This is a genomic window from Candidatus Rickettsiella viridis (assembly GCF_003966755.1).
GTDB lineage: Bacteria > Pseudomonadota > Gammaproteobacteria > Diplorickettsiales > Diplorickettsiaceae > Rickettsiella_B > Rickettsiella_B viridis.
Genome location: NZ_AP018005.1, coordinates 269,493 through 287,847 on the forward strand (window position 1 = coordinate 269,493; position 18,355 = coordinate 287,847).

17 protein-coding genes and 4 tRNA genes are annotated in these 18,355 nt (G+C 40.4%); 3 read left to right on the forward strand and 18 right to left on the reverse strand.

The genetic code is table 11. From position 1 onward, the window contains the following. Positions 1–69: 69 nt before the first annotated feature. The 7 genes from DMP02_RS01240 to DMP02_RS01270 form a co-directional block, all read right to left on the reverse strand. Positions 70–474: a response regulator gene (locus tag DMP02_RS01240; protein WP_126322300.1), complete on the reverse strand. Its 405-nt coding sequence runs from the start codon at positions 472–474 to the stop codon at positions 70–72. A 115-nt stretch (positions 475–589) separates the two neighbouring features. Further along, positions 590–1,036, reverse strand: a complete 447-nt coding sequence (locus DMP02_RS01245; RefSeq protein ID WP_126322301.1) for a helix-turn-helix domain-containing protein — start codon at positions 1,034–1,036, stop codon at positions 590–592. Positions 1,037–1,516: 480 nt separating this feature from the next. Then, positions 1,517–3,589 (reverse strand): hypothetical protein, encoded by a 2,073-nt coding sequence (locus DMP02_RS01250; RefSeq protein WP_126322302.1) that lies wholly within the window; start codon positions 3,587–3,589, stop codon positions 1,517–1,519. Positions 3,590–3,606: 17 nt separating this feature from the next. Further along, positions 3,607–4,473: a DNA-methyltransferase gene (locus tag DMP02_RS01255; protein WP_126322303.1), complete on the reverse strand. Its 867-nt coding sequence runs from the start codon at positions 4,471–4,473 to the stop codon at positions 3,607–3,609. A gap of 13 nt (positions 4,474–4,486) precedes the next feature. Beyond that, positions 4,487–5,152: a DUF6475 domain-containing protein gene (locus DMP02_RS01260; RefSeq protein ID WP_126322304.1), complete on the reverse strand. Its 666-nt coding sequence runs from the start codon at positions 5,150–5,152 to the stop codon at positions 4,487–4,489. After that, on the reverse strand, positions 5,146–6,198 hold the full coding sequence (locus DMP02_RS01265; protein ID WP_126322305.1) for a hypothetical protein: 1,053 nt from the start codon (positions 6,196–6,198) through the stop codon (positions 5,146–5,148). Before DMP02_RS01265 ends, DMP02_RS01260 begins: the two co-directional genes overlap by 7 nt. Before the next feature lie 3 nt (positions 6,199–6,201). Continuing rightward, the gene (locus tag DMP02_RS01270; RefSeq protein ID WP_126322306.1) at positions 6,202–7,119 is read right to left on the reverse strand and encodes a YdaS family helix-turn-helix protein; all 918 of its coding nucleotides are present in this window, start codon (positions 7,117–7,119) and stop codon (positions 6,202–6,204) included. 198 nt (positions 7,120–7,317) lie between these two features. Here DMP02_RS01270 and DMP02_RS01275 point away from each other — a divergent pair, with 198 nt between their 5' ends. Then, positions 7,318–7,656 (forward strand): hypothetical protein, encoded by a 339-nt coding sequence (locus DMP02_RS01275; protein ID WP_232019583.1) that lies wholly within the window; start codon positions 7,318–7,320, stop codon positions 7,654–7,656. Then, positions 7,542–8,657 carry a tyrosine-type recombinase/integrase gene (locus tag DMP02_RS01280; RefSeq protein ID WP_232019585.1) on the forward strand — a complete coding sequence of 372 codons (1,116 nt, stop codon included), beginning with the start codon at positions 7,542–7,544 and terminating at the stop codon, positions 8,655–8,657. Before DMP02_RS01275 ends, DMP02_RS01280 begins: the two co-directional genes overlap by 115 nt. 24 nt (positions 8,658–8,681) lie before the next feature. Here DMP02_RS01280 and DMP02_RS01285 read toward each other — a convergent pair. The 4 genes from DMP02_RS01285 to DMP02_RS01300 all read right to left on the reverse strand — a co-directional run bounded on the left by DMP02_RS01285 (position 8,682) and on the right by DMP02_RS01300 (position 9,111). Further along, positions 8,682–8,757: transfer RNA gene (locus DMP02_RS01285), tRNA-Lys, on the reverse strand. Positions 8,758–8,761: 4 nt separating this feature from the next. Next, a tRNA-His gene (locus DMP02_RS01290) sits at positions 8,762–8,837 on the reverse strand. A 20-nt stretch (positions 8,838–8,857) separates the two neighbouring features. Beyond that, positions 8,858–8,934: transfer RNA gene (locus DMP02_RS01295), tRNA-Arg, on the reverse strand. A 100-nt stretch (positions 8,935–9,034) separates the two neighbouring features. Then, positions 9,035–9,111 (reverse strand) — tRNA-Pro (locus DMP02_RS01300). A 245-nt stretch (positions 9,112–9,356) separates the two neighbouring features. Between DMP02_RS01300 and DMP02_RS01305 the strand changes: the two genes are divergently transcribed. Further along, positions 9,357–12,797 (forward strand): acyl-[ACP]--phospholipid O-acyltransferase, encoded by a 3,441-nt coding sequence (locus tag DMP02_RS01305; RefSeq protein ID WP_232019586.1) that lies wholly within the window; start codon positions 9,357–9,359, stop codon positions 12,795–12,797. Positions 12,798–12,812: 15 nt separating this feature from the next. On the opposite strand, the gene DMP02_RS01310 is transcribed toward DMP02_RS01305, so the two are convergent. The 7 genes from DMP02_RS01310 to rplM all read right to left on the reverse strand — a co-directional run bounded on the left by DMP02_RS01310 (position 12,813) and on the right by rplM (position 18,084). Beyond that, positions 12,813–14,108: a replication-associated recombination protein A gene (locus DMP02_RS01310; protein WP_126322309.1), complete on the reverse strand. Its 1,296-nt coding sequence runs from the start codon at positions 14,106–14,108 to the stop codon at positions 12,813–12,815. A 59-nt stretch (positions 14,109–14,167) separates the two neighbouring features. Next, positions 14,168–15,058, reverse strand: a complete 891-nt coding sequence (gene rimK, locus DMP02_RS01315) for a 30S ribosomal protein S6--L-glutamate ligase (protein WP_126322310.1) — start codon at positions 15,056–15,058, stop codon at positions 14,168–14,170. A 9-nt stretch (positions 15,059–15,067) separates the two neighbouring features. Further along, complete coding sequence (locus tag DMP02_RS01320) at positions 15,068–15,496, reverse strand: ATP-dependent zinc protease family protein (RefSeq protein ID WP_126322311.1); 429 nt, start codon at positions 15,494–15,496, stop codon at positions 15,068–15,070. A gap of 1 nt (position 15,497) precedes the next feature. After that, on the reverse strand, positions 15,498–15,893 hold the full coding sequence (locus DMP02_RS01325) for a ClpXP protease specificity-enhancing factor (RefSeq protein WP_197720788.1): 396 nt from the start codon (positions 15,891–15,893) through the stop codon (positions 15,498–15,500). A 1-nt stretch (position 15,894) separates the two neighbouring features. Next, positions 15,895–16,551 (reverse strand): glutathione S-transferase N-terminal domain-containing protein, encoded by a 657-nt coding sequence (locus DMP02_RS01330; protein ID WP_126322312.1) that lies wholly within the window; start codon positions 16,549–16,551, stop codon positions 15,895–15,897. A 642-nt stretch (positions 16,552–17,193) separates the two neighbouring features. Continuing rightward, entirely contained in the window at positions 17,194–17,628 is a 435-nt protein-coding gene (rpsI, locus tag DMP02_RS01335; protein ID WP_126323472.1) for a 30S ribosomal protein S9, read from the reverse strand. 21 nt (positions 17,629–17,649) lie between these two features. After that, a complete protein-coding gene (gene rplM / locus DMP02_RS01340) occupies positions 17,650–18,084 on the reverse strand; it encodes a 50S ribosomal protein L13 (RefSeq protein WP_126322313.1) in 435 nt (144 codons plus the stop codon). Between the last annotated feature and the right edge of the window lie 271 nt (positions 18,085–18,355).

Genomic DNA, 18,355 nt, shown 5'->3' on the forward strand with positions numbered 1-18,355 from the left:
TACTCTATGGGTTTTTCTATGCCATTGCCCTATCCTCTCGATAGGTACAAGGTGCTTTAAGCAAAATTACTATTGCTTTTCGAGCAAATTGTAATCGCCTAAAATAGCACGAAAATCTTCTATTTTCACAGGTTTTGTTAGCACTTGATCAGCACCCAATGTCAAACATTGCAGTTCTTGTTCTTTGCCATGCGCACTAACGACGATAATGGGGATCCGTTTCCTTTTTGCTTCTCTGGCACGAATCATTTCAATCACCATTTCACCTGAGATGTCGGGGAGACCTAGATCGACAAACACCAGATCATAAGTTAATTGGCGAAGCGCATCTTGTCCTTGAGTCACGCAGTCAACGTGGCAACCTAGTCCTTGGAGTAGTTGCAGATGTATGCGTTGAATGAGTGGATTATCTTCGACGACAAGAATTCGGCCCGATCGAGAAGATAGGTTTTCTTTTACAGTACTATGATTCATCTTAAATTCTCCTTAAAAATAATACTATGGAATGAGTTTGCCTTAGTTAGCCGTAAAGTAAATCCCGTAAAAATCTGAAATTTAATCACTGACTTTGTAAGGAAAGCAACGGGTTTTATTGCGTTGCAAGCGATTTATTCTCCCGTATTTTTACGGGGTTTTGTCCGTATTTTTCTGGTGAAATATAACCATAACGAATTCCTTGGACAACCGCTTGGGTCGTGTTTTTACAACCCAGTTTTTTTCTAGTATTACTTAGAAATTCTTCAACCGTTTTTTTTTCGATAGGTAATATCTCGGCAGTTTGAGCGGAACTGCAACCCAAAGCAGCGAATAATAAGCACTCTTGTTCCCGTGGCGCTAATGACTTATCAAAAAGAAGCTCAGCTTTAAAACTAATATTAAATAATAAGGTTTTAATCAGTCGTCGTTGCTTGACTGATGGCGAATGATTGCCGAGTAATCGTAAAATACGGGTGACGATATCCGTCGATTGATTCGCTGAATACTGTGTTATATCTGGATCTTCTGCTGCAGAACCAGTGACTTTTTTTTTAGACATGATAACTCCTGGGGCACAACAATAGCCCTAACTAAATAATGAGAAATAAGATTGGGTTTTGAAAAAAAGCCCAAGAGTTATGTTTGTAAAATACGTACTAAAATCGCTTCAAGCACGCGTTTTATACGGAGTTGTAATGTTGGGGATCGGTAAGATGAAAAAATTATCCGCTTCTTAGAAAATGAAGCCGATTGCCCTAAGGGGGCTCTGTGATTTATGATAGTAACAGCCATGATCAATTCTCCCGAATTGGTTGTGGTTAGCAACGGCAAGGTATGTTCAGTACCTTGTACATGCGGCTGGCGTGGGAATTTCCTGCGCCAGATTTTTTTATGAACGAATCAGTTTTAATGTTAGCGGCCCCCATACGGGGAATGCAAGGACTTCTATGATTTTTTTTATAAAGAATAACAGCGGGTTTTTATGTCATCTAGTCAAGTAGTCATTAACCAGGTCTATTTATAAACTGGATACTCAAGATCACTTAAAAAATCGGGCATGGTTTTTGACAATGTCAGGTGATTGTAGGGGTAGATTAGTACGGTCGGTGTTGTTCATTAATTGTTGAATTTGTGTCTGCACCTGCGTAAATTGTTGTTCTAGGGTTAATAACGCCATGTTATTTATATCAGGAATGCTAGAAGCTGTAGCCTGCCTATCAACAATGCTTTCTTTACTCCTCAATGCAAAATCAGATAGATTATTCCCCTGATAAAGAACTTTTTGAGAAGACGATGGTAAGCTAGCAACAGCCAGCGTAAACTGCTCTATGCGGTATTTAGGATGTTCTAAGACAATTCGTAACCCCTGTCGTAAGGCACTACCATCCAAAGATGTCATTAATTTAGCAAGCGGGGGTCGCTGCATCGTCTGATAACGTTGCATAACACCTTCTCGTAATAAGAGGAGGTCATGAGTCGTATTGAGTAATTTACGTAAATAGTCTATATCTGCCATCCGTGCTTCAGGTATCGTTTGTCCTTGGTCATGATAATATTTTACATAAGCCTCTAACGCGATAGAAACATCTTGTTTAAAGTTTTGCGTTAAGGATGCGGCGCGGTGCCTTTCTCGTGCGATCTCCTCTGCCTTGGCGTGTAGTTGTGTTGACAAATGCTTCAGCAGGAAAGCTAAGCGTGTACAGTGAGCAGCATAAGGCCCTTGTTCGATAAGGTGTTGAATAGTGGTTAGGCTATCCTGTAATGGTTGGCGACAGGTTGCCTGGCTCAGCCACCCCTTGTGGTTTTGCAGGTGGATAAAAAAATGATTTAAGACCTCGCGCAAATCCTCCTGATTTTTTTGAAAATGGTGCATCAACCATTTTTGCCAGGCCTTTTCCCAACGTTTTTGCCGCCACTGCCACCAGCGCAGTGCCGGTTGTTGTTCCAAGGATTGTAGCGATTCTTGCAATAGCTGGTAACGTAGGATGAATGGCTGTAGCGTTACGTGGATAGTAGAAAATGAATTTGGTAATAACGGCGTAAAATCCAACGGCAACAAAAGCTGCGCTAATAGCGCTTGCTGCCTTTCTAAAAAAGCGAAACGTGTTTTATTACTTCTAAATAACCAGGCGGGCTTTCTTACCTTTTTTGGTATGAGGTGAATTAATTTTGTTGGAGCCAATAATCGGTGTACGGATATCGTGATAAGAGTAATATCCTTAGCTGCGCTGAATTCTGCATATTGGTACCAGGCTAATCCATATAGCTGATTTTTATGATGAGGGCTTCCGTATTGTACAATAGCACGGTGTATTTGATTAAATGTAGCGGCATCCAGCGTTCTTTGGTGCTTAGGCAATGTGATAGAGAGGGATAATAACCGTTGGCTTTGTTCTACCAAAGCATAACTGACATCATCACAGGTAACTTGCTTTCGGTGTTCAGCGATTTTTAATCGCAGCAACAGTACCTCAAGCACTTGCTGTTGTAATACCTTAAGATGGTTTAATTTTCTTTCTAAAAATTGACAGTAACTTGCAGCAATAGGCGCAGGCAAGCGTTGTGAAGGCAGCCAGGCCTGTTGTTTTCTCTCCAGTTCTTCGTGAGCTTGTGTAAAATGATACTGATAGTGAACAATAACGTTGAGCAGAAACAAGAGGCCTTGCGCTGAATAATATTGAAAGGGTCGATGCTTCTTCCAATCCTGATAAATTTGCTTCAATTGGAGTTTAGCGCGAAGATTACTTTCTAACTGATTAAAACCTTGTTGCCAAAATATTTCTGTATTAAACAGTGTTTGTAAATGCTCTTCCCAATCGAGTCGTTGTCGAACTAACTCGTCGGTTTTTAATTGCTGGACGATGGTTTTTAACGCCGCTAACGCTTCCGATGTCGACTGATCCTGTGTTTTAGCCAATGTAGCGCGTAAAGCTCGACGCTGCGTCACAAAAGGAGACGCGTGATAAACCGATTCTTGAATCAGTCGGCAACATTGATTTAAAAAATCCAAGGATTTAGGGTGTAAATAAACTAATCCCCACGTCTTATTTAACTTTATTCGCTTTTGATAGACTTGATTAAAATGTGTAATAGTTTCGGTTAAATTAAACATGCTGATTGACCTTCTTTTTATTTTTCTTTGATCAGTTGGCTTAGCCTTCGTTCAGCCACGTGGCAATAGGGAAGCTGGTTATCGATGAGAACGCAGCGTCGTCCAAGAGAAAGTGCCGCTAAGCCTGTGGTACCGCTACCGGCAAAGGGATCAAGTATCAAATCCTGTGGTTTAGAGAGTAAGCGGATAAAGAACTGCGGTAAGGCGACAGGGAAAACAGCCGGATGACCTTGATTGCGATTCTCAGGACATAGATGCAAAACATTAGTCGGCAAGACCTGTTTTTTATGGCGCCAATTGGCAAAATTACACTGAAACCGACTGCCGGTGGCAGAAACGACAATACGTTTTTTTAATCCACTGAAACGTGCTATTCGTTGTTGGGTGGAGGCTGCCATGGGAATTTTTACGGCCTCCTGATCGACATAGGGTTTCTTTACTTTGGCTAAATGAAACACATACTCCCAGGCATCGCGTAAGCGTGTGGGCCAATAGCCTGGCATACTGGTTTTCTTATGCCAGATGTAATCGTCAATGCAATGCCAGCCTAAACCGATGAGTTTTTCGATCGTAGCCCAAACATAATGCTGGCGTACACCTTGAACAATTTTATCTTTCATGTTCAGTACTAAACTGCCCGTCGGTTTTAGCGCACGCCACAGTGCCTCATGAAAGGTAACAAACCAATCGGTATAGTGATGGGGAGCTACGCTGTCGTAATGGGCTTGCCGCGCATCGGCGTACGGTGGCGAAGTCACGATAAGAGCAACTTTTTCAGGAAAAGTGGGTAGCACGTTTCGACAATCCCCATGGAGAATTTGATACGCGGCGCCTTGTGAAACATCAGAATGCAGCAGGTTATTAGAGATCGGCGTGTTGAGCATGTTATTTTTTTCCTTATTTTTCTTTGGTTAGTACGTTATTTTCCTGCTGTTGCGAAAACTTCTGAGTGGCTTGAGAAAGCGAAAGCGGTGTTTGAGAACATTGTGCGTTGCCCTGGGTATAAACGGCCAAAGCGCACTCAGGATTGCCTAGCAAAATAGGCTCGGGCGGCGTGTGTGTATAACCCTGACTCTCATGCTCCTGCTCTAACCGGCCTTTGAGTAAACGTGGATAGCGAGGCAGTGGTTTTCCTTGATAGTCGCAATAGCGGTTCTCAAATGCTTGAGCTAAAAAAGATAGTTCCCTTTCCGATTGTTGACACAAGTAAACCCAGCCGCCCATATCGGTGATCACGCAGTGAATCACCGCATTATCAAACACCACGCTGTCATAACCACCCACGGTGCGGATAGCAGAAAGTACTTGGCTCCAGGCCTTACGTGCCGGCTGATGGTTATCTCCCTGAATTAAAACAATTAAATCCGCCGGTGTGGGCATCCCCCATTTCTGACGAGCAGGATTTTGCAAAGTATTCAACATCGCTTGTTTGACCTGCATAAACGGGTAGGATTCCAAGCATTGCCAATAGCTTTCTAGCAATACACTCGATACCTTGCGGTTAAACGATTCGGTCAATAACGTCAACCATTGCAGAAACTGTTTTTTGTCATCGGCTAGCATAAAATCTCCTGTGCATCAGACAGAGGATGTAGAGTTTCTTCTTTCGCCATCGATTGCTTGAGCCACCGCTCCCCTACGATGAGATTGTGTGCCAGCGTAGGACTCAAACCACGTCTGGCTAAGTCAAGGTGATGTTCAAAGGGAGGCGATTGTTGTCGCTGTTGAGAGGCTGCACGCTGCTCTTTGGCAAGCCACGTGTTGATATGGCGCAGAATCTGTGTTCGGGATTTACGCTCCGTTGGATTTGCCTCATTCCAGGCCTGGATTTGCCGTAGCTCTTGTGCAACATCCACCGCGGGATAGGTTTTTTGCCAATGCGTTATCGAGGTCGGTAAAACCATAAACTGACTGCCATCGCTCAGAGGAATCTGATAAAGCCCTATCGATGTAACCGTCGTTGCTATGGACACAACCTTATCGTCGATCACGTCAAGCAATTGTTTAACAGGGGGATTTTTTAATTCGCTGTTGCTGCTGGGCAAGCCGTCGTCAGACGGCGCGCCACCATCAACATCCTGTTCCTGATCCTCCTCCTGTTTCTGTTCTTTCTTCTGCTCCTGTTCCTGCTCCTGTTCCTGGCTTAGAAGGGACTTTGAAGTCCCTTCGTAGGGCCTTATTAGCCCCTTTGTTTTTTTATCTAAACACAGTGAAATATGATAAGCTTCATAAAACTTATCGAGAAAAGGTAGTTTGGGTAAGGCCTGATAGAGTTCGTTGATACACTTAACGCGATTATCGTTGGGCTTTAAAGCTTGCCCCAATTGTGATAACGCCATATCGTGTACCCAAACGTATTCTGATGCCGCATCATAGGTACAAAACCCGACTTCACAGAGATTCTGAAGCCCCTTTAAAGCCCCTTCTAAGGTGATACCTAGCTCATGGGCTATAAACGGCATGGGTAAATAGTAGATCCCTAGCATCGTGCAATGAGGGTTACTGATTAGGTATAAAGCAATGAGCTGTGTTGCCCCACCAAATTGTTTGATTTGTTTACCTTGTTCATTAATCCAAAAATGGGGTGAAAGTTTGCTATAATCACGCATGGTTTAAATCTCCTTTGAAGGGTTAATAACTATTTTTTGTTTTGCTGTCTGTTTGAGTTGTTGGGTGAGTGCAATGATTTCTTTCTTACTGCCAGCTAAAATTTGTTTCTGTTTGGCATGACAAAGTGAAGTTAGAGCGGCCGCCGTTGATAGGGCTATTTTTCTTTGGTTTAGTTGGTTAATTAATTGGGGACAGCCATACTTTAAAATTTGCTTGCCTTGCTCAAAGCATTTTCGATGGTTATTACCAAAACCTATTAAGTACGCTATTAGAGTGGTGCTTTTTTCTTTTACTTCGGGAAATTTTTCCCAAAGTGCCTCATCAAAATCGGCTTTTTGTTTATTTTTAACGAGGTCAGTCCGTTTTCCTTGGCGATTTCCAATTAACTTTTCCAAAGCAATACCTATGGCTAGTCGCTCACTCATCAGTAGGGTTTGAGCTAAGTCTTTTGGATCATATTTACCGGCTAACAAAGCGGATAAGGAAAATAGCAAGGCAGGAATAGTTTTCTTACCAAGCGCTTGGTAGTGATAAAATAATTCCTCACCAAAAATGATCCGGTTATTTTCATCTAAACCCAAAAAGACGTTTGCATGAGGTAAGTTATATTGTGGCCTGTTATTTTTTAGTGCTTGAATGCGGTGTAGTGATACACAGACTTGGATGCATGAATAAGCTGTTACTGGGCCGATAGAAAACGCGATATGCCGCAACAGTCGTACCTTGTAGCTAGGAACTAATTCCTTCCAGCTCACCGTTCCTTGCGTTAAGCTATCTATACATAACGCGTATTCCAAGGGAATTTGAATGTTCTTATGTAACCAAGCACTGACACTTTCACGCGGTACACCCAGCTTTTCTGAAAACTGTTGCATGGTATCGAATTGCTGGATGGCTTTTAATAAAGCCGTTTCCCACATCACTCTCCTCCTTCTTTTTATTTTTTCCTTATAAAAATCCTAACGTAAAAAAATGGGAATTATTCCCCGCTTTTTTACGGTATTTTTACTTTTAGCGGTTATTAATTGAGGGGAGGAACATCCGACTATTTTTTTATTAAAAAAATTAAAAAAATAATTTAATAAAAAATAAAAATTTAATCATTTTTAATGGAGGAGATGAACATGCAACCACGACTGATTCGATTACGAGATGCACCGAATTATTTGGGTATGGATCGTCATCGGTTTAATGACGAAGTGAGACCGCATTTAACGGTGATTCCGATAGGAGAAATTGGCATTGCGTTCGATCGACTTGATTTAGATGCCTGGGTGGACGATTATAAGCAGTGTAAGGGTCGTCCTCCATTAGAGAGGAAACCATTATGGGAAGAAAAAAAATGCCAGGGCTCGTTAAACGCGGGAACATCTGGCACATTAACAAGAAAGTCAACGGCCGTCGCATTTCAGAAAGCACTGGATCAGGCTCGCTCGAAGAAGCCGAACGCTATTTAGTTCGGCGTCTTGAGCAGATTCGACAAGCGAGTGTCTATGGAATTAGACCAAAGCGGACTTTTAGAGAAGCAGCTACTAAATACTTAGAGGAAAAAGATAAATCAAGTTTGCATGTGGATGCTATTTATCTAAAAAGGCTAGATCAATATATTGGCGATTTACCACTTGATTCTATTCATATGGATAGCTTAAGACATTATATTCAGGAACGCACGCAGCAGGGCGTTAAGAGGCGAACAATCAATTGCGGCTTACAGGTAGTCAGACATATTTTAAACTTGGCTGAATACGAGTGGAAAGATGAATACAACTTAAGTTGGTTACATAAAGCGCCCAAAATAAAACTGCTTCGTGAAACTGACAAAAGAGAACCTTATCCGCTTCAACTTGATGAGCAAGCCAGGCTTTTAAGTGAATTACCTTTGCATTTACAGCACATGGCTTTGTTTGCTGTTAACACAGGCTGTCGTGATCATGAAGTGTGCCATCTGCAATGGAAGTGGGAAATTAAAATTTCTGAAGGCTCTGTTTTTATCATTCCCGCTGCGGATGTTAAAAACCGTGAAAAACGGTTAGTAGTTTTAAACAAAAATGCCTTGCGTGTAATTGAGGAAGTGAGAGGAGAACATTCAGACTATGTATTTACCTTTCGAGGTAAACCTATTACTCGGATGTTAAATTCCGCGTGGAAAAAAGCACGCGCACGGGCTGGCTTACCTCAAGTCAGAGTGCACGATTTAAAACATACTTTTGGTCATCGATTACGGTCGGCTGAAGTGAGTTTTGAAGATAGGCAAGTTTTGTTAGGCCATAAAACGCAGAGTGTAACAACGCATTATTCAGCCGCTGAATTAGGTAATCTGATTCGTGCCGCTAATAAAGTCTGTGAAACAGGGAAACACTTGGTAGTCTTAAGAAAAAGTGGATTAGTCGATACGAGTCGCGCAAAAGTCGCGCAAGGAAATTTGCAGGAAATAAAAACAAGTTTAAGGTTGGTGTAAGTGTTTGATTTTAAAAGACTTTACTGGTGGGCCGTGATGGAATCGAACCATCGACCAATAGATTAAAAGTCTACTGCTCTACCGACTGAGCTAACGGCCCAAAATGGGGTGAACGACGGGGATCGAACCCGCGACAACTGGAATCACAATCCAGGGCTCTACCAACTGAGCTACGTCCACCATTAAACACCTCTATTTGATGGTGCGCCTGGCAGGACTCGAACCTGCTACCCTCGGCTTAGAAGGCCGATGCTCTATCCAGATGAGCTACAGGCGCTTTCTGCTAGGCGATTACACCCTAAAATTAAAGTTAGAGGGCCAAAAGAGGCCGTCCTATTGTTGGGTAATTCAATTTTTAAAGTGGATACCCTAAAATTTGGTCGGGGCAGAGGGATTCGAACCCCCGACCCTCTGCTCCCAAAGCAGATGCGCTACCAGACTGCGCTATACCCCGATATGTATTAACATACAAAAACAGCGGAGGATTCTAACAGTTTATTTTCCATTCAGCTAGCCTATGGATGATACTGTTTTGCAAATTTAGTGAATTTGTAACAATCCTCTTTTTTAAAGTTTTCCTGCCAAGAGAGTGAAAAAGTGAAATTTCCTCATATGCTATACTGAAAAGCTTTAGATAAGATAGATAGGTTTTTCACACGTTTTATTTTTCGTTTGTTTTGACTATAAATAGGGGATTTCATGCCCGCACTGCCACAGTTTTCTTTATTAAAAAGCCAACGTTTTTTGCCTTTGTTTATTATACAATTCTTTGGGGCATTTAACGACAATGTTTTTAAAAATGCATTAATTGTTCTTATTACATATCAATTTGTTTCACAGTCAAAATTGTGGCAGGAATTATCAGTGACTCTGGCGGCAGGGCTGTTTATTTTACCTTTCTTTTTATTTTCAGCACTGGCGGGTCAATTAGCCGATAAATTAAGTAAAAGAAATTTAATTATTATTATTAAATGCTTGGAATTGGCTTTTATGGCCTTAGCTTCGCTCGGGTTTTATTTGCATGCCGTAGGTTTGTTAATGTTAACGCTATTTTTAATGGGCACACACTCTACTTTTTTTGGCCCGATTAAATATGCGATTTTGCCTGATCTTTTACAAAAAAATGAATTACTGGGTGGAAATGCACTTATTGAAGCAAGTACTTTTATAGCCATTTTATTAGGGACTTTATTAGGTGGATTTTTAATTGTTGCTCAAGCAGGTATTACATGGGTTTCAATAATAATGCTTTCTGCATCAGTGATGGGTCTACTTGCGAGTTTTTATGTGCCTACTACGCCTAAAGCTAACCCTCATTTAAAAATTAATCCACGTTTTATTCAAGCTACCTTTGAAATAATTAGGCAAGTCAAAACTGAAAAAAAGGTTTTTTGGGCTATTTTAGCTATTTCGTGGTTTTGGTTGATCGGAGCTACTTTTTTAACACAATTTCCAATTTTTAGTAAAAATTTTCTAAAAGCCAATGCGAGTGTAGTTACTATTTTTCTGGCTATTTTTACCGTAGGGGTTGCATTAGGATCATTGCTTTGTAATCGTTTATTAAAGCAGAAAATAGGTATGCAATGGATTCCTCTCAGTCTTTGGCTGATGAGTTTTTTTATGATCGATTTGTATTTTGCTTCACGTCATTTACCTTTATTAACGAAAGGGTCACACAGCTTGATTGGTCTTCGTGATTTTTTTTATTCGATAAGCCATTGGCGGATTTGCTTGGATTTACTAGGTTTATCCATGAGCGCAGGCGTTTATATTGTTCCACTGTATACGCTTATTCAAATCGATACCGTGATAGGACATCGAGCAAGGAGTATTGCGGCTAATAACATTATTAATTCTCTATTTATTGTGGTAGGGAGTTTAGTGGTTTTATTTTTGTTTAAAATTGATTTAAGCATTATTCAGATTTTTTTATTATTAGGTATTCTTAATTTAGTAATAGCGATGGTTACTATTTTTTTTATACCCGAAGGATTGATTAAACCCGTATTACGCTGGGTACTTAAACATCTTTATGATGTAAAATTAACCGGTTTTGAGCATTATAAGTCTGCAGGGGATAGTGTGGTTATTGTAGCGAATCACACGTCGTTTCTTGACGTAGTATTACTTTATGCTTTTTTACCGGATGATCTTTTATTCGCTATTAATCGATTTACGGCTCGAATTTGGTGGGTTCGTCCCTTTTTATATTTTGCAAAAGTATTTGAACTCGATCCATTAAATCCTTTAGCGATCAAAACATTGATCCATGAAGTAAAAAGGCCAGGTAAATGTGTTATTTTCCCTGAAGGTCGTATTACGACGACGGGTGCTTTGATGAAGCTTTATGAAGGCCCGGGATTAATTGCCGATCATGCAAAAGCCAATCTATTACCTATTCGTTTGCAAGGCGCACAATATACGCATTTTTCTCGACTTCGAGGGAAAGTTCAGATTCGTTGGTTTCCGAAAATCTCTATTACTATCTTGCCGCCTCGAAGATTTGTGGTTGATCCGACGATGAGTAGTCGAAAACGTCGGCAATTGATTGGTGTGCAGCTTTACGAAATTATGGTTGAAATGTTATTTCGTAGCACGGATTACAAAAAAACATTGTTTCAATCTTTTCTGGAAGCAAAGGCTATTCACAAAGGTCCCACTAAAGTGCTGGAAGATATTACACGGGTTCCTCTTAACTATAATCAATTGTTAACGCGCTGTTTTATTTTGGGCTCAGCAATTGATCGTCTAACAGAGTATCAAGAAACAGTAGGGCTATTATTGCCTAATATGATAGGCGCAGTGGTTACTTTCTTTACTTTACAGGCGTATGGGCGTGTACCGGCCTTACTCAATTATTCTGCAGGATCGGCTCAAATAGAAGCGGCATGCCGCGTCGCCAAGATTCGTTGTGTATTAACCTCAAGAAAGTTTATTGAAGCAGCGGATCTATTTAACATCATTCTTGCCTTGAGTGAACAAGCGATTCAAATTGTTTATCTAGAAGATATAAAGGCAGAAATTTCTTGGAAAGATAAATTGCGGGCTGCATTATTGAGCCGTTTTCCGCATTACTATTATCATAGAAAACTTAAAAAAATAACGAATACCAGTGATCCAGCGGTTGTTTTATTTACATCGGGCTCTGAAGGAGAGCCGAAAGGCGTTGTATTAAGCCATGAAAATATTCAGGCTAATATGGCACAAATGACCACGCAAATTGATTTTAATCAGAAAGATATTTTTTTTAGTGCATTGCCTTTATTCCATGCATTTGGATTAACAGCTTGTGTAATTTTGCCAATTTATCATGGTATCAAAACATTTATTTACCCGTCGCCTTTACACTATCGTAAAGTGCCAAATATGATTTATGAATGTAACGCTACCATTACATTTGGAACCGATACTTTTCTTGCCGGGTATGGTCGTTATGCTCACCCCTATGATTTTTATAGTATCCGTTATGTTTTTGCCGGTGCAGAAAAATTGAAAGAAAAAACAAGAAAGTTATGGATGGAAAAGTTTGGTATTCGAATTTTTGAGGGATATGGTGTGACGGAAGCTTCGCCTGTTATTAGCGTGAATACGCCTATGCAAAATAAACCAGGAACAGTGGGGAATTTTTTACCGGGTATTCGCTATGAAATTGAACCAGTGGCTCATATTAAAGATGGGGGTCGTTTATTAGTATCAGGCCCTAATATCATGTTAGGTTACTTGAGTGCTGAACAGCCTGGGGAAATTATGCCACCTAGCCACGGTTGGTACGATACCGGTGATATTGTTGAAGTAGATGGTGATGGTTATCTCAGCATAAAAGATCGTGCTAAACGATTTGCAAAAATTAGCGGAGAGATGGTTTCATTAACGGCTGTAGAAAATGCAATTTATGATTTATGGCCTGATAAACACCATGCAGTGCTTACTATTGCTGACGCAAGGAAAGGTGAGCAATTAATTTTGGTGACGGAGTATAAACTGGCAACGAGAAATGATTTGCTTAAATTTTATCAAGAGAAAGGTTTATCCGAGTTAAATTTACCACGTCGTTTATATTTTATTGATGTGATGCCCTTATTGGGCAGTGGTAAAGTTAGTTATATGGAAGTAAAAAAATGGTTAGAAAATCAGCGTTGACGTAGAAATAATTATTTATGTTTTTTGTGGTTTTTTTAATCTTGCCAATTTTTCAGCTATTTTTAGTTCTAAACCGCGAGGAACAGGAAAATAATATTGTTTATCGGCTAACTCTTCAGGAAAATAGCATTCTCCGTGTACATAGGCATCGGCTTCATTATGTGCATAGTGGTAGTCTTTACCATAATTTAAGTGTCGCATGAGCTTGGTGGGTGCATTACGCAGATGTAATGGGACTTCGAGTGAGCCATGTTCTTTGGCATCTGCCATAGCGGCGTTAAAGGCGGTATAGACAGCATTGCTTTTTGCGGTACAGGCGAGATACACAATCGCTTGTGCTAAAGCAAGCTCACCTTCGGGGCTACCCAAACGTTCTTGAACTTCCCAGGCATCGAGTGCAAGTTGTAACCCACGTGGATCGGCATTGCCAATATCTTCACTTGCCATGCGTACGATACGCCTAGCAATATAGAGTGGATCGCAACCACCATCGAGCATACGCGCTAACCAATAAAGTGCGGCATCGGGATCAGTGCCACGTACTGATTTATGCAAGGCGGAAATTTGGTCATAAAAGAATTCGCCTTGTTTATCAAAGCGGCGTAGGTTTGTTTGTGTAATGAGTTGCAGTGTTTTTTCATCAATAGCATTATTTTCCGCTAAATCAGCAGCAATTTCTAAAAGGTTTAATGCTTGACGAGCATCTCCGTCAGCGATCATTGAGAGCTGTTTTTTTGCGGACTCTGTTATAATTAATGATTGCTTCCCTAAACCAAATTCCTGATTGGTTAAAGCACGATTGATAATATCAATGATGTCTTCTGAGCTTAATTTTTTTAATACATAAACGCGTGTGCGTGATAATAATGCATTATTAAGCTCAAAAGAGGGGTTTTCAGTCGTAGCGCCGATGAGGATGAATAATCCTGATTCTATATAGGGTAATAATGCATCTTGTTGGCTTTTATTAAAGCGATGGATTTCGTCGATGAAAACTAAGGTGTTTTGTGGGTATTCCGCATTAAGTGCAGACTGTGCGCGTTCAGCAATATTTCGAATTTCTTTGACACCCACCAGCAATGCGGAGAGCGACTCAAATCGGGCTTTGGCATGATTCGCCATAATTTTTGCTAAGGTAGTTTTCCCTGTTCCAGGTGGCCCCCATAAAATCATTGAGTGTAATTGTCCCTGTACAAGCGTATAACGCAGTGATTTCCCAGGACCAAGCAAATGGCTTTGACCAAAAAAGTCATCGATACAAGTGGGTCTTAAACGATCGGCAAGTGGCCTAGTAAAATATTGAGTACTCATTCCATTGATTTATACGATGCAAAAACGATGTAGTCAATATAAGTATGAGGCTTCTTCTCTTAAATCAAGCGATGTTTACCGCCTTTTTTCTCAATAAATTTAATAATGATTTCAGCTACATTTTTTTTTGTCGCTTTTTCTATCCCTTCTAAGCCAGGAGAGGAGTTTACTTCCATAATGAGGGGGCCTCTGTTAGAGCGTAACAAATCAACGCCGGCAATATTCAATCCAATAACTTTGGCGGCGTGGATGGCTGCTGTACGTTCTTCTTCAGTTAGTTTAGCGAGGCGTATTGTTCCACCACGATGAATATTGGAGCGGAACTCGCCAATTTTTGCTTGGCGTTCCATGGCCGCAATGACTTTACCGTTAACAACAAAACAGCGAATATCCGCGGCTTTTGCTTCTTTAATATATTCTTGAACCATAATATGCGCTTGCAGATCTAAAAAAGCTTCGATAACACTGGTAGCTGCTTGTTGAGTCTCTGCTAAAACGACACCTATTCCTTGGGTGCCTTCTAAAATTTTGATCACAAGAGGAGGGCCACCAACCATACTGATAAGATCTTGGATATCATCGGGTGAATAAGCAAACCCAGTAATGGGCAAACCTACACCTTTACGGGATAATAATTGCAGTGAACGTAGTTTGTCTTGCGCACGCGTGATAGCAATAGAATCGTTGGCAACGAAAGTCCCCATCATTTCAAATTGCCTTACCAGTGCAGCGCCATAAAAAGTAATGGATGCACCAATGCGGGGAATGATGGCATCAAACTTATCAAGAATTTTGCCTTTATAATGAATAGAAGGGTTTTTGCTAGTTATATTCATGTAACAACGCAAGGTATCAATTATTTTGACATCATGCCCTCGCTTCGTAGCTTCTTCTGCTAAACGACGAGTAGAATAAAGCTGTGAACGACGAGAAAGAATAGCAATTTTCATGATGTTTTTTTATACGATTAAATAAGAGCGGCAAGGATCGACAATAAAACCTTTTAAGGCAGTACGGCCTAATAACATTTTAAAACGCATGCTGTCTCGGCTTGTTAGTGTAATTTCAATAGGCCAACTATGCTTACCGATAACAATCGGTGTTTTAATAACGCAGCGTCGTTCTTTATGACCACCTGAATCAGTTATTTGGCGGATATCAATTAATTCAGCAACACATTTAATCATTTTTTTTGGAGAATGACGTGAGTGGGGGCGAATGATAAAACAAACCTTTTTTTTCTGCGAAGTGCTTTCCAATACTTTTACACTGAAAGCATGTAAGGCAGAAGTACGCGCGCCAGTATCAACCTTTGCTTTGAGATGACGTATACCTAATTCAGGTAAAGATACCCATTCTCGCCAACCGATAGGGGTAGGTGCTTCCATATTATTTGACGATTCTTAGGTCCGGTCGCTTTCCATCTCTTACTCTTGGTGGTGGAGTAGAAGGTGTGCCATCACCTTGCTGGCTGTCTTCTTCTGAAAATACCATGCCTTGGCCATTTTCACGGGCATAGATGGCTAAGACAGCTTTAATAGGTGCATAAACTAACATGGATTGACCACCAAAGCTGGCGTCAAATTGAATGGCTTTAGTATCTATCTTTAGATTTAAAACGGCATCCAATGAAATATTGAGTGTTATTTTACCGTCTTTGACATATTGTGTGGGTACTTCTACATGAGGAAATTCTGCATCAAGTAAAATATAAGGTGTTAACTGACTGTCCGTTATCCAATCATAGAATGCACGCAATAAATAAGAACGGTTTGAAATCATCATGTTAAGTTTTTACTCCAAATTCAACTTCACTTAAAGTGGCCTTAAATGAAGGGCGTGTAAACACGCGTTCTTCGTAAAGTTGAATAGGCCGTTCCAATGCAGAAGGCTTATTCTTTTGTGAGTTTAAAGAACGTAACCGCCATAGTAAGGGTGCCAAACAACAATCGACTAAAGTAAATTCATTGCTCATAAAATACTCTTTGCCTTCAAATACAGGTGAGATGCTATTTAAGCTGTTTTCTAATGTTTCTTGAGCAAGTTTAACTTTCCCTAAATCAGCTACTTTATCATTTTTTAGCGTATTTTCAATCTGTTGCAAGAGCGGATACCAATTTCGTTCTATGCGATAGATCATCTGACGGCTTCTAGCACGTGCTATCGGATAAACAGGTAATAAAGGGGGATGTGGATAACGTTCATCGAGGTATTCAGTAATAATATTGGTTTCATAAAGAACCAACTCTCGATCAATGATGGTAGGGACGCTACCATAAGGATTGTTTTCTAAAAAATTTGATGGGAATTCTGTAGTAGACACATCAAACATCTCTGCAGAAATCATTTTTTCTGCTAACACAATGCGTACCCTATGACTATAGGGATCATCGTGCCTCATATATAAACTCATGGTTGAGCGTTTACCGGCAGGTTGTGCCATAGATAGGTTCTCCATAAATAGACATCGGGTTTATGTATACTCTTCTAATTCAAGTGTGAAGAGTATATTTTTCAGCGAATTTACCTTATAGTCTTCTAAATCTGTTTTTTAATAAACCTAACATAAAAAAAAACAGTAAGAAGCCGCATACTTTAATTCCTAATGATTGGTGACAAGCCTAAATTTGCTCAGTCACATAAGCTAAAAAATCTACTGAATCAGCATTTCTTCTAATGTAAGTGTTTTATAATTTGAATTAGTTAATAGTTGATTATTAGGGGGTGTATTTTTTGTAATATTGCTAAGGACTCAGATTTTTAACTAAATTTTAAAGGTTTCGTGTTATCTGGGTGAAACCTAAGTAGACAATTATACACCTAATCACTCATTCTTGCTCGTATACTCAAAAATTGTGACGCGGTTGGCTAGCAGTGGGATTCGTTATTTTATCGATTTTTTAGATCAGACTGCTAAATGATTATAACGCATAAACAGCAAGGAATGACAGCCTGTGTATATATTCCTATTTAAACCTTCTTAAAATAAATGGAAAATCAATTTAGAACTCACATAAAATACGATATTTTGTATGAGCCCTACTTTTGATGATAGATAATAGGATAGATTCGTAATATCAGAATATTAGCGTTTAGAGTATTGGGTGCCTTTACGGGCTTTATGGCGTCCAATTTTCTTACGTTCAACTTTTCTTGCATCTCGTGTTACTAAACCGGCACGGCGTAATAAACGGCGAAAAGAAGCATCGTTTTCGGAACCATCGATAGAAACATCAGTTGCTTCATCATAAGCCATAAGCGCGCGGCTTATACCATGCCGAACGGCGCCGGCTTGACCGCTACTACCACCACCTGCAACAGTGACATTGATATCGAATTTGCCAAGCTGGTCTACTACTTCTAACGGTTGGCGTACCACCATACGTGCTGTTTCACGGCCAAAGTAATTTTCTAAAGAGCGACCATTGACGTTAATAAGGCCAGTTCCGCCTTTTTTAAGAAATACTCGGGCTGTCGCTGTTTTACGACGACCTGTACCATAATGTTGTTTTAGTGGCATTGCCATAATAATTAACCTATTTTAACTGTCGATTGCGGTTGCAGAAGGATTTTGAGCGCTATGGGGGTGCGATGAACCTGCATAAACCTTAAGCTTGGTAATCATAGCATAACCTAAAGGATTTTTAGGTAACATCCCCTTTACTGCTTTTTCAATAATACGTGCAGGAAAGCTTTGCTGTAACTTATCAAAAGTAATCGTTTTTAAGCCACCTGGATAACCGGTGTAGCGTTCATACTGTTTATCAGTGGTTTTTTTACCTGTAACAGCGACTTTTTCCGCGTTGATAACGACGACATAGTCGCCAGTATCCACATGCGGCGTAAATTCTGCTTTATGTTTACCCCGCAACATATGTGCGATTTGAGTGGCAAGTCGACCTAAGGTTTTACCCGAAGCATCGATAAGGTGCCACTTACGTTCTATCTGGCCGGTTTTGGCCATTAATGTTTTCATGTCTTTTGAAGCTCCAATGCGCTCGTATGACGGTTGAGAATGAGTTCTCTAAGTTCAGAGGGCGCTAATTCTAACAAAAACAATGAGGGTAATACAAGTACATTTCGGTCTTAATACTCTTCGCACTAGAATTTTCGGCGGTGTTGCCGCTCAATTCGCCATCCTCATGTATCATATATACATTCCGGTTGCTTCATTTTCGCGGCGCCTTGCCGAAAATCCCATTGCTGTGAGTATATTTACCCTGAGCCTTGGCTTTTTTAAGGGGGTG

Bases quoted from the DNA above. Each gene is read 5' to 3' on its own strand.
- DMP02_RS01270 (WP_126322306.1), bottom strand. From the start codon at position 7,119: ATGTGGGAAACGGCTTTATTAAAAGCCATCCAGCAATTCGATACCATG.
- DMP02_RS01275 (WP_232019583.1), top strand. From the start codon at position 7,318: ATGAACATGCAACCACGACTGATTCGATTACGAGATGCACCGAATTAT.
- DMP02_RS01330 (WP_126322312.1), bottom strand. From the start codon at position 16,551: ATGGCACAACCTGCCGGTAAACGCTCAACCATGAGTTTATATATGAGG.
- rimK (WP_126322310.1), bottom strand. From the start codon at position 15,058: ATGAAAATTGCTATTCTTTCTCGTCGTTCACAGCTTTATTCTACTCGT.
- DMP02_RS01325 (WP_197720788.1), bottom strand. From the start codon at position 15,893: ATGATGATTTCAAACCGTTCTTATTTATTGCGTGCATTCTATGATTGG.
- DMP02_RS01305 (WP_232019586.1), top strand. From the start codon at position 9,357: ATGCCCGCACTGCCACAGTTTTCTTTATTAAAAAGCCAACGTTTTTTG.
- rpsI (WP_126323472.1), bottom strand. From the start codon at position 17,628: ATGCCACTAAAACAACATTATGGTACAGGTCGTCGTAAAACAGCGACA.
- DMP02_RS01250 (WP_126322302.1), bottom strand. From the start codon at position 3,589: ATGTTTAATTTAACCGAAACTATTACACATTTTAATCAAGTCTATCAA.
- DMP02_RS01260 (WP_126322304.1), bottom strand. From the start codon at position 5,152: ATGCTAGCCGATGACAAAAAACAGTTTCTGCAATGGTTGACGTTATTG.
- rplM (WP_126322313.1), bottom strand. From the start codon at position 18,084: ATGAAAACATTAATGGCCAAAACCGGCCAGATAGAACGTAAGTGGCAC.
- DMP02_RS01245 (WP_126322301.1), bottom strand. From the start codon at position 1,036: ATGTCTAAAAAAAAAGTCACTGGTTCTGCAGCAGAAGATCCAGATATA.
- DMP02_RS01310 (WP_126322309.1), bottom strand. From the start codon at position 14,108: ATGAGTACTCAATATTTTACTAGGCCACTTGCCGATCGTTTAAGACCC.
- DMP02_RS01280 (WP_232019585.1), top strand. From the start codon at position 7,542: ATGCCAGGGCTCGTTAAACGCGGGAACATCTGGCACATTAACAAGAAA.
- DMP02_RS01265 (WP_126322305.1), bottom strand. From the start codon at position 6,198: ATGCGTGATTATAGCAAACTTTCACCCCATTTTTGGATTAATGAACAA.
- DMP02_RS01320 (WP_126322311.1), bottom strand. From the start codon at position 15,496: ATGGAAGCACCTACCCCTATCGGTTGGCGAGAATGGGTATCTTTACCT.
- DMP02_RS01240 (WP_126322300.1), bottom strand. From the start codon at position 474: ATGAATCATAGTACTGTAAAAGAAAACCTATCTTCTCGATCGGGCCGA.
- DMP02_RS01255 (WP_126322303.1), bottom strand. From the start codon at position 4,473: ATGCTCAACACGCCGATCTCTAATAACCTGCTGCATTCTGATGTTTCA.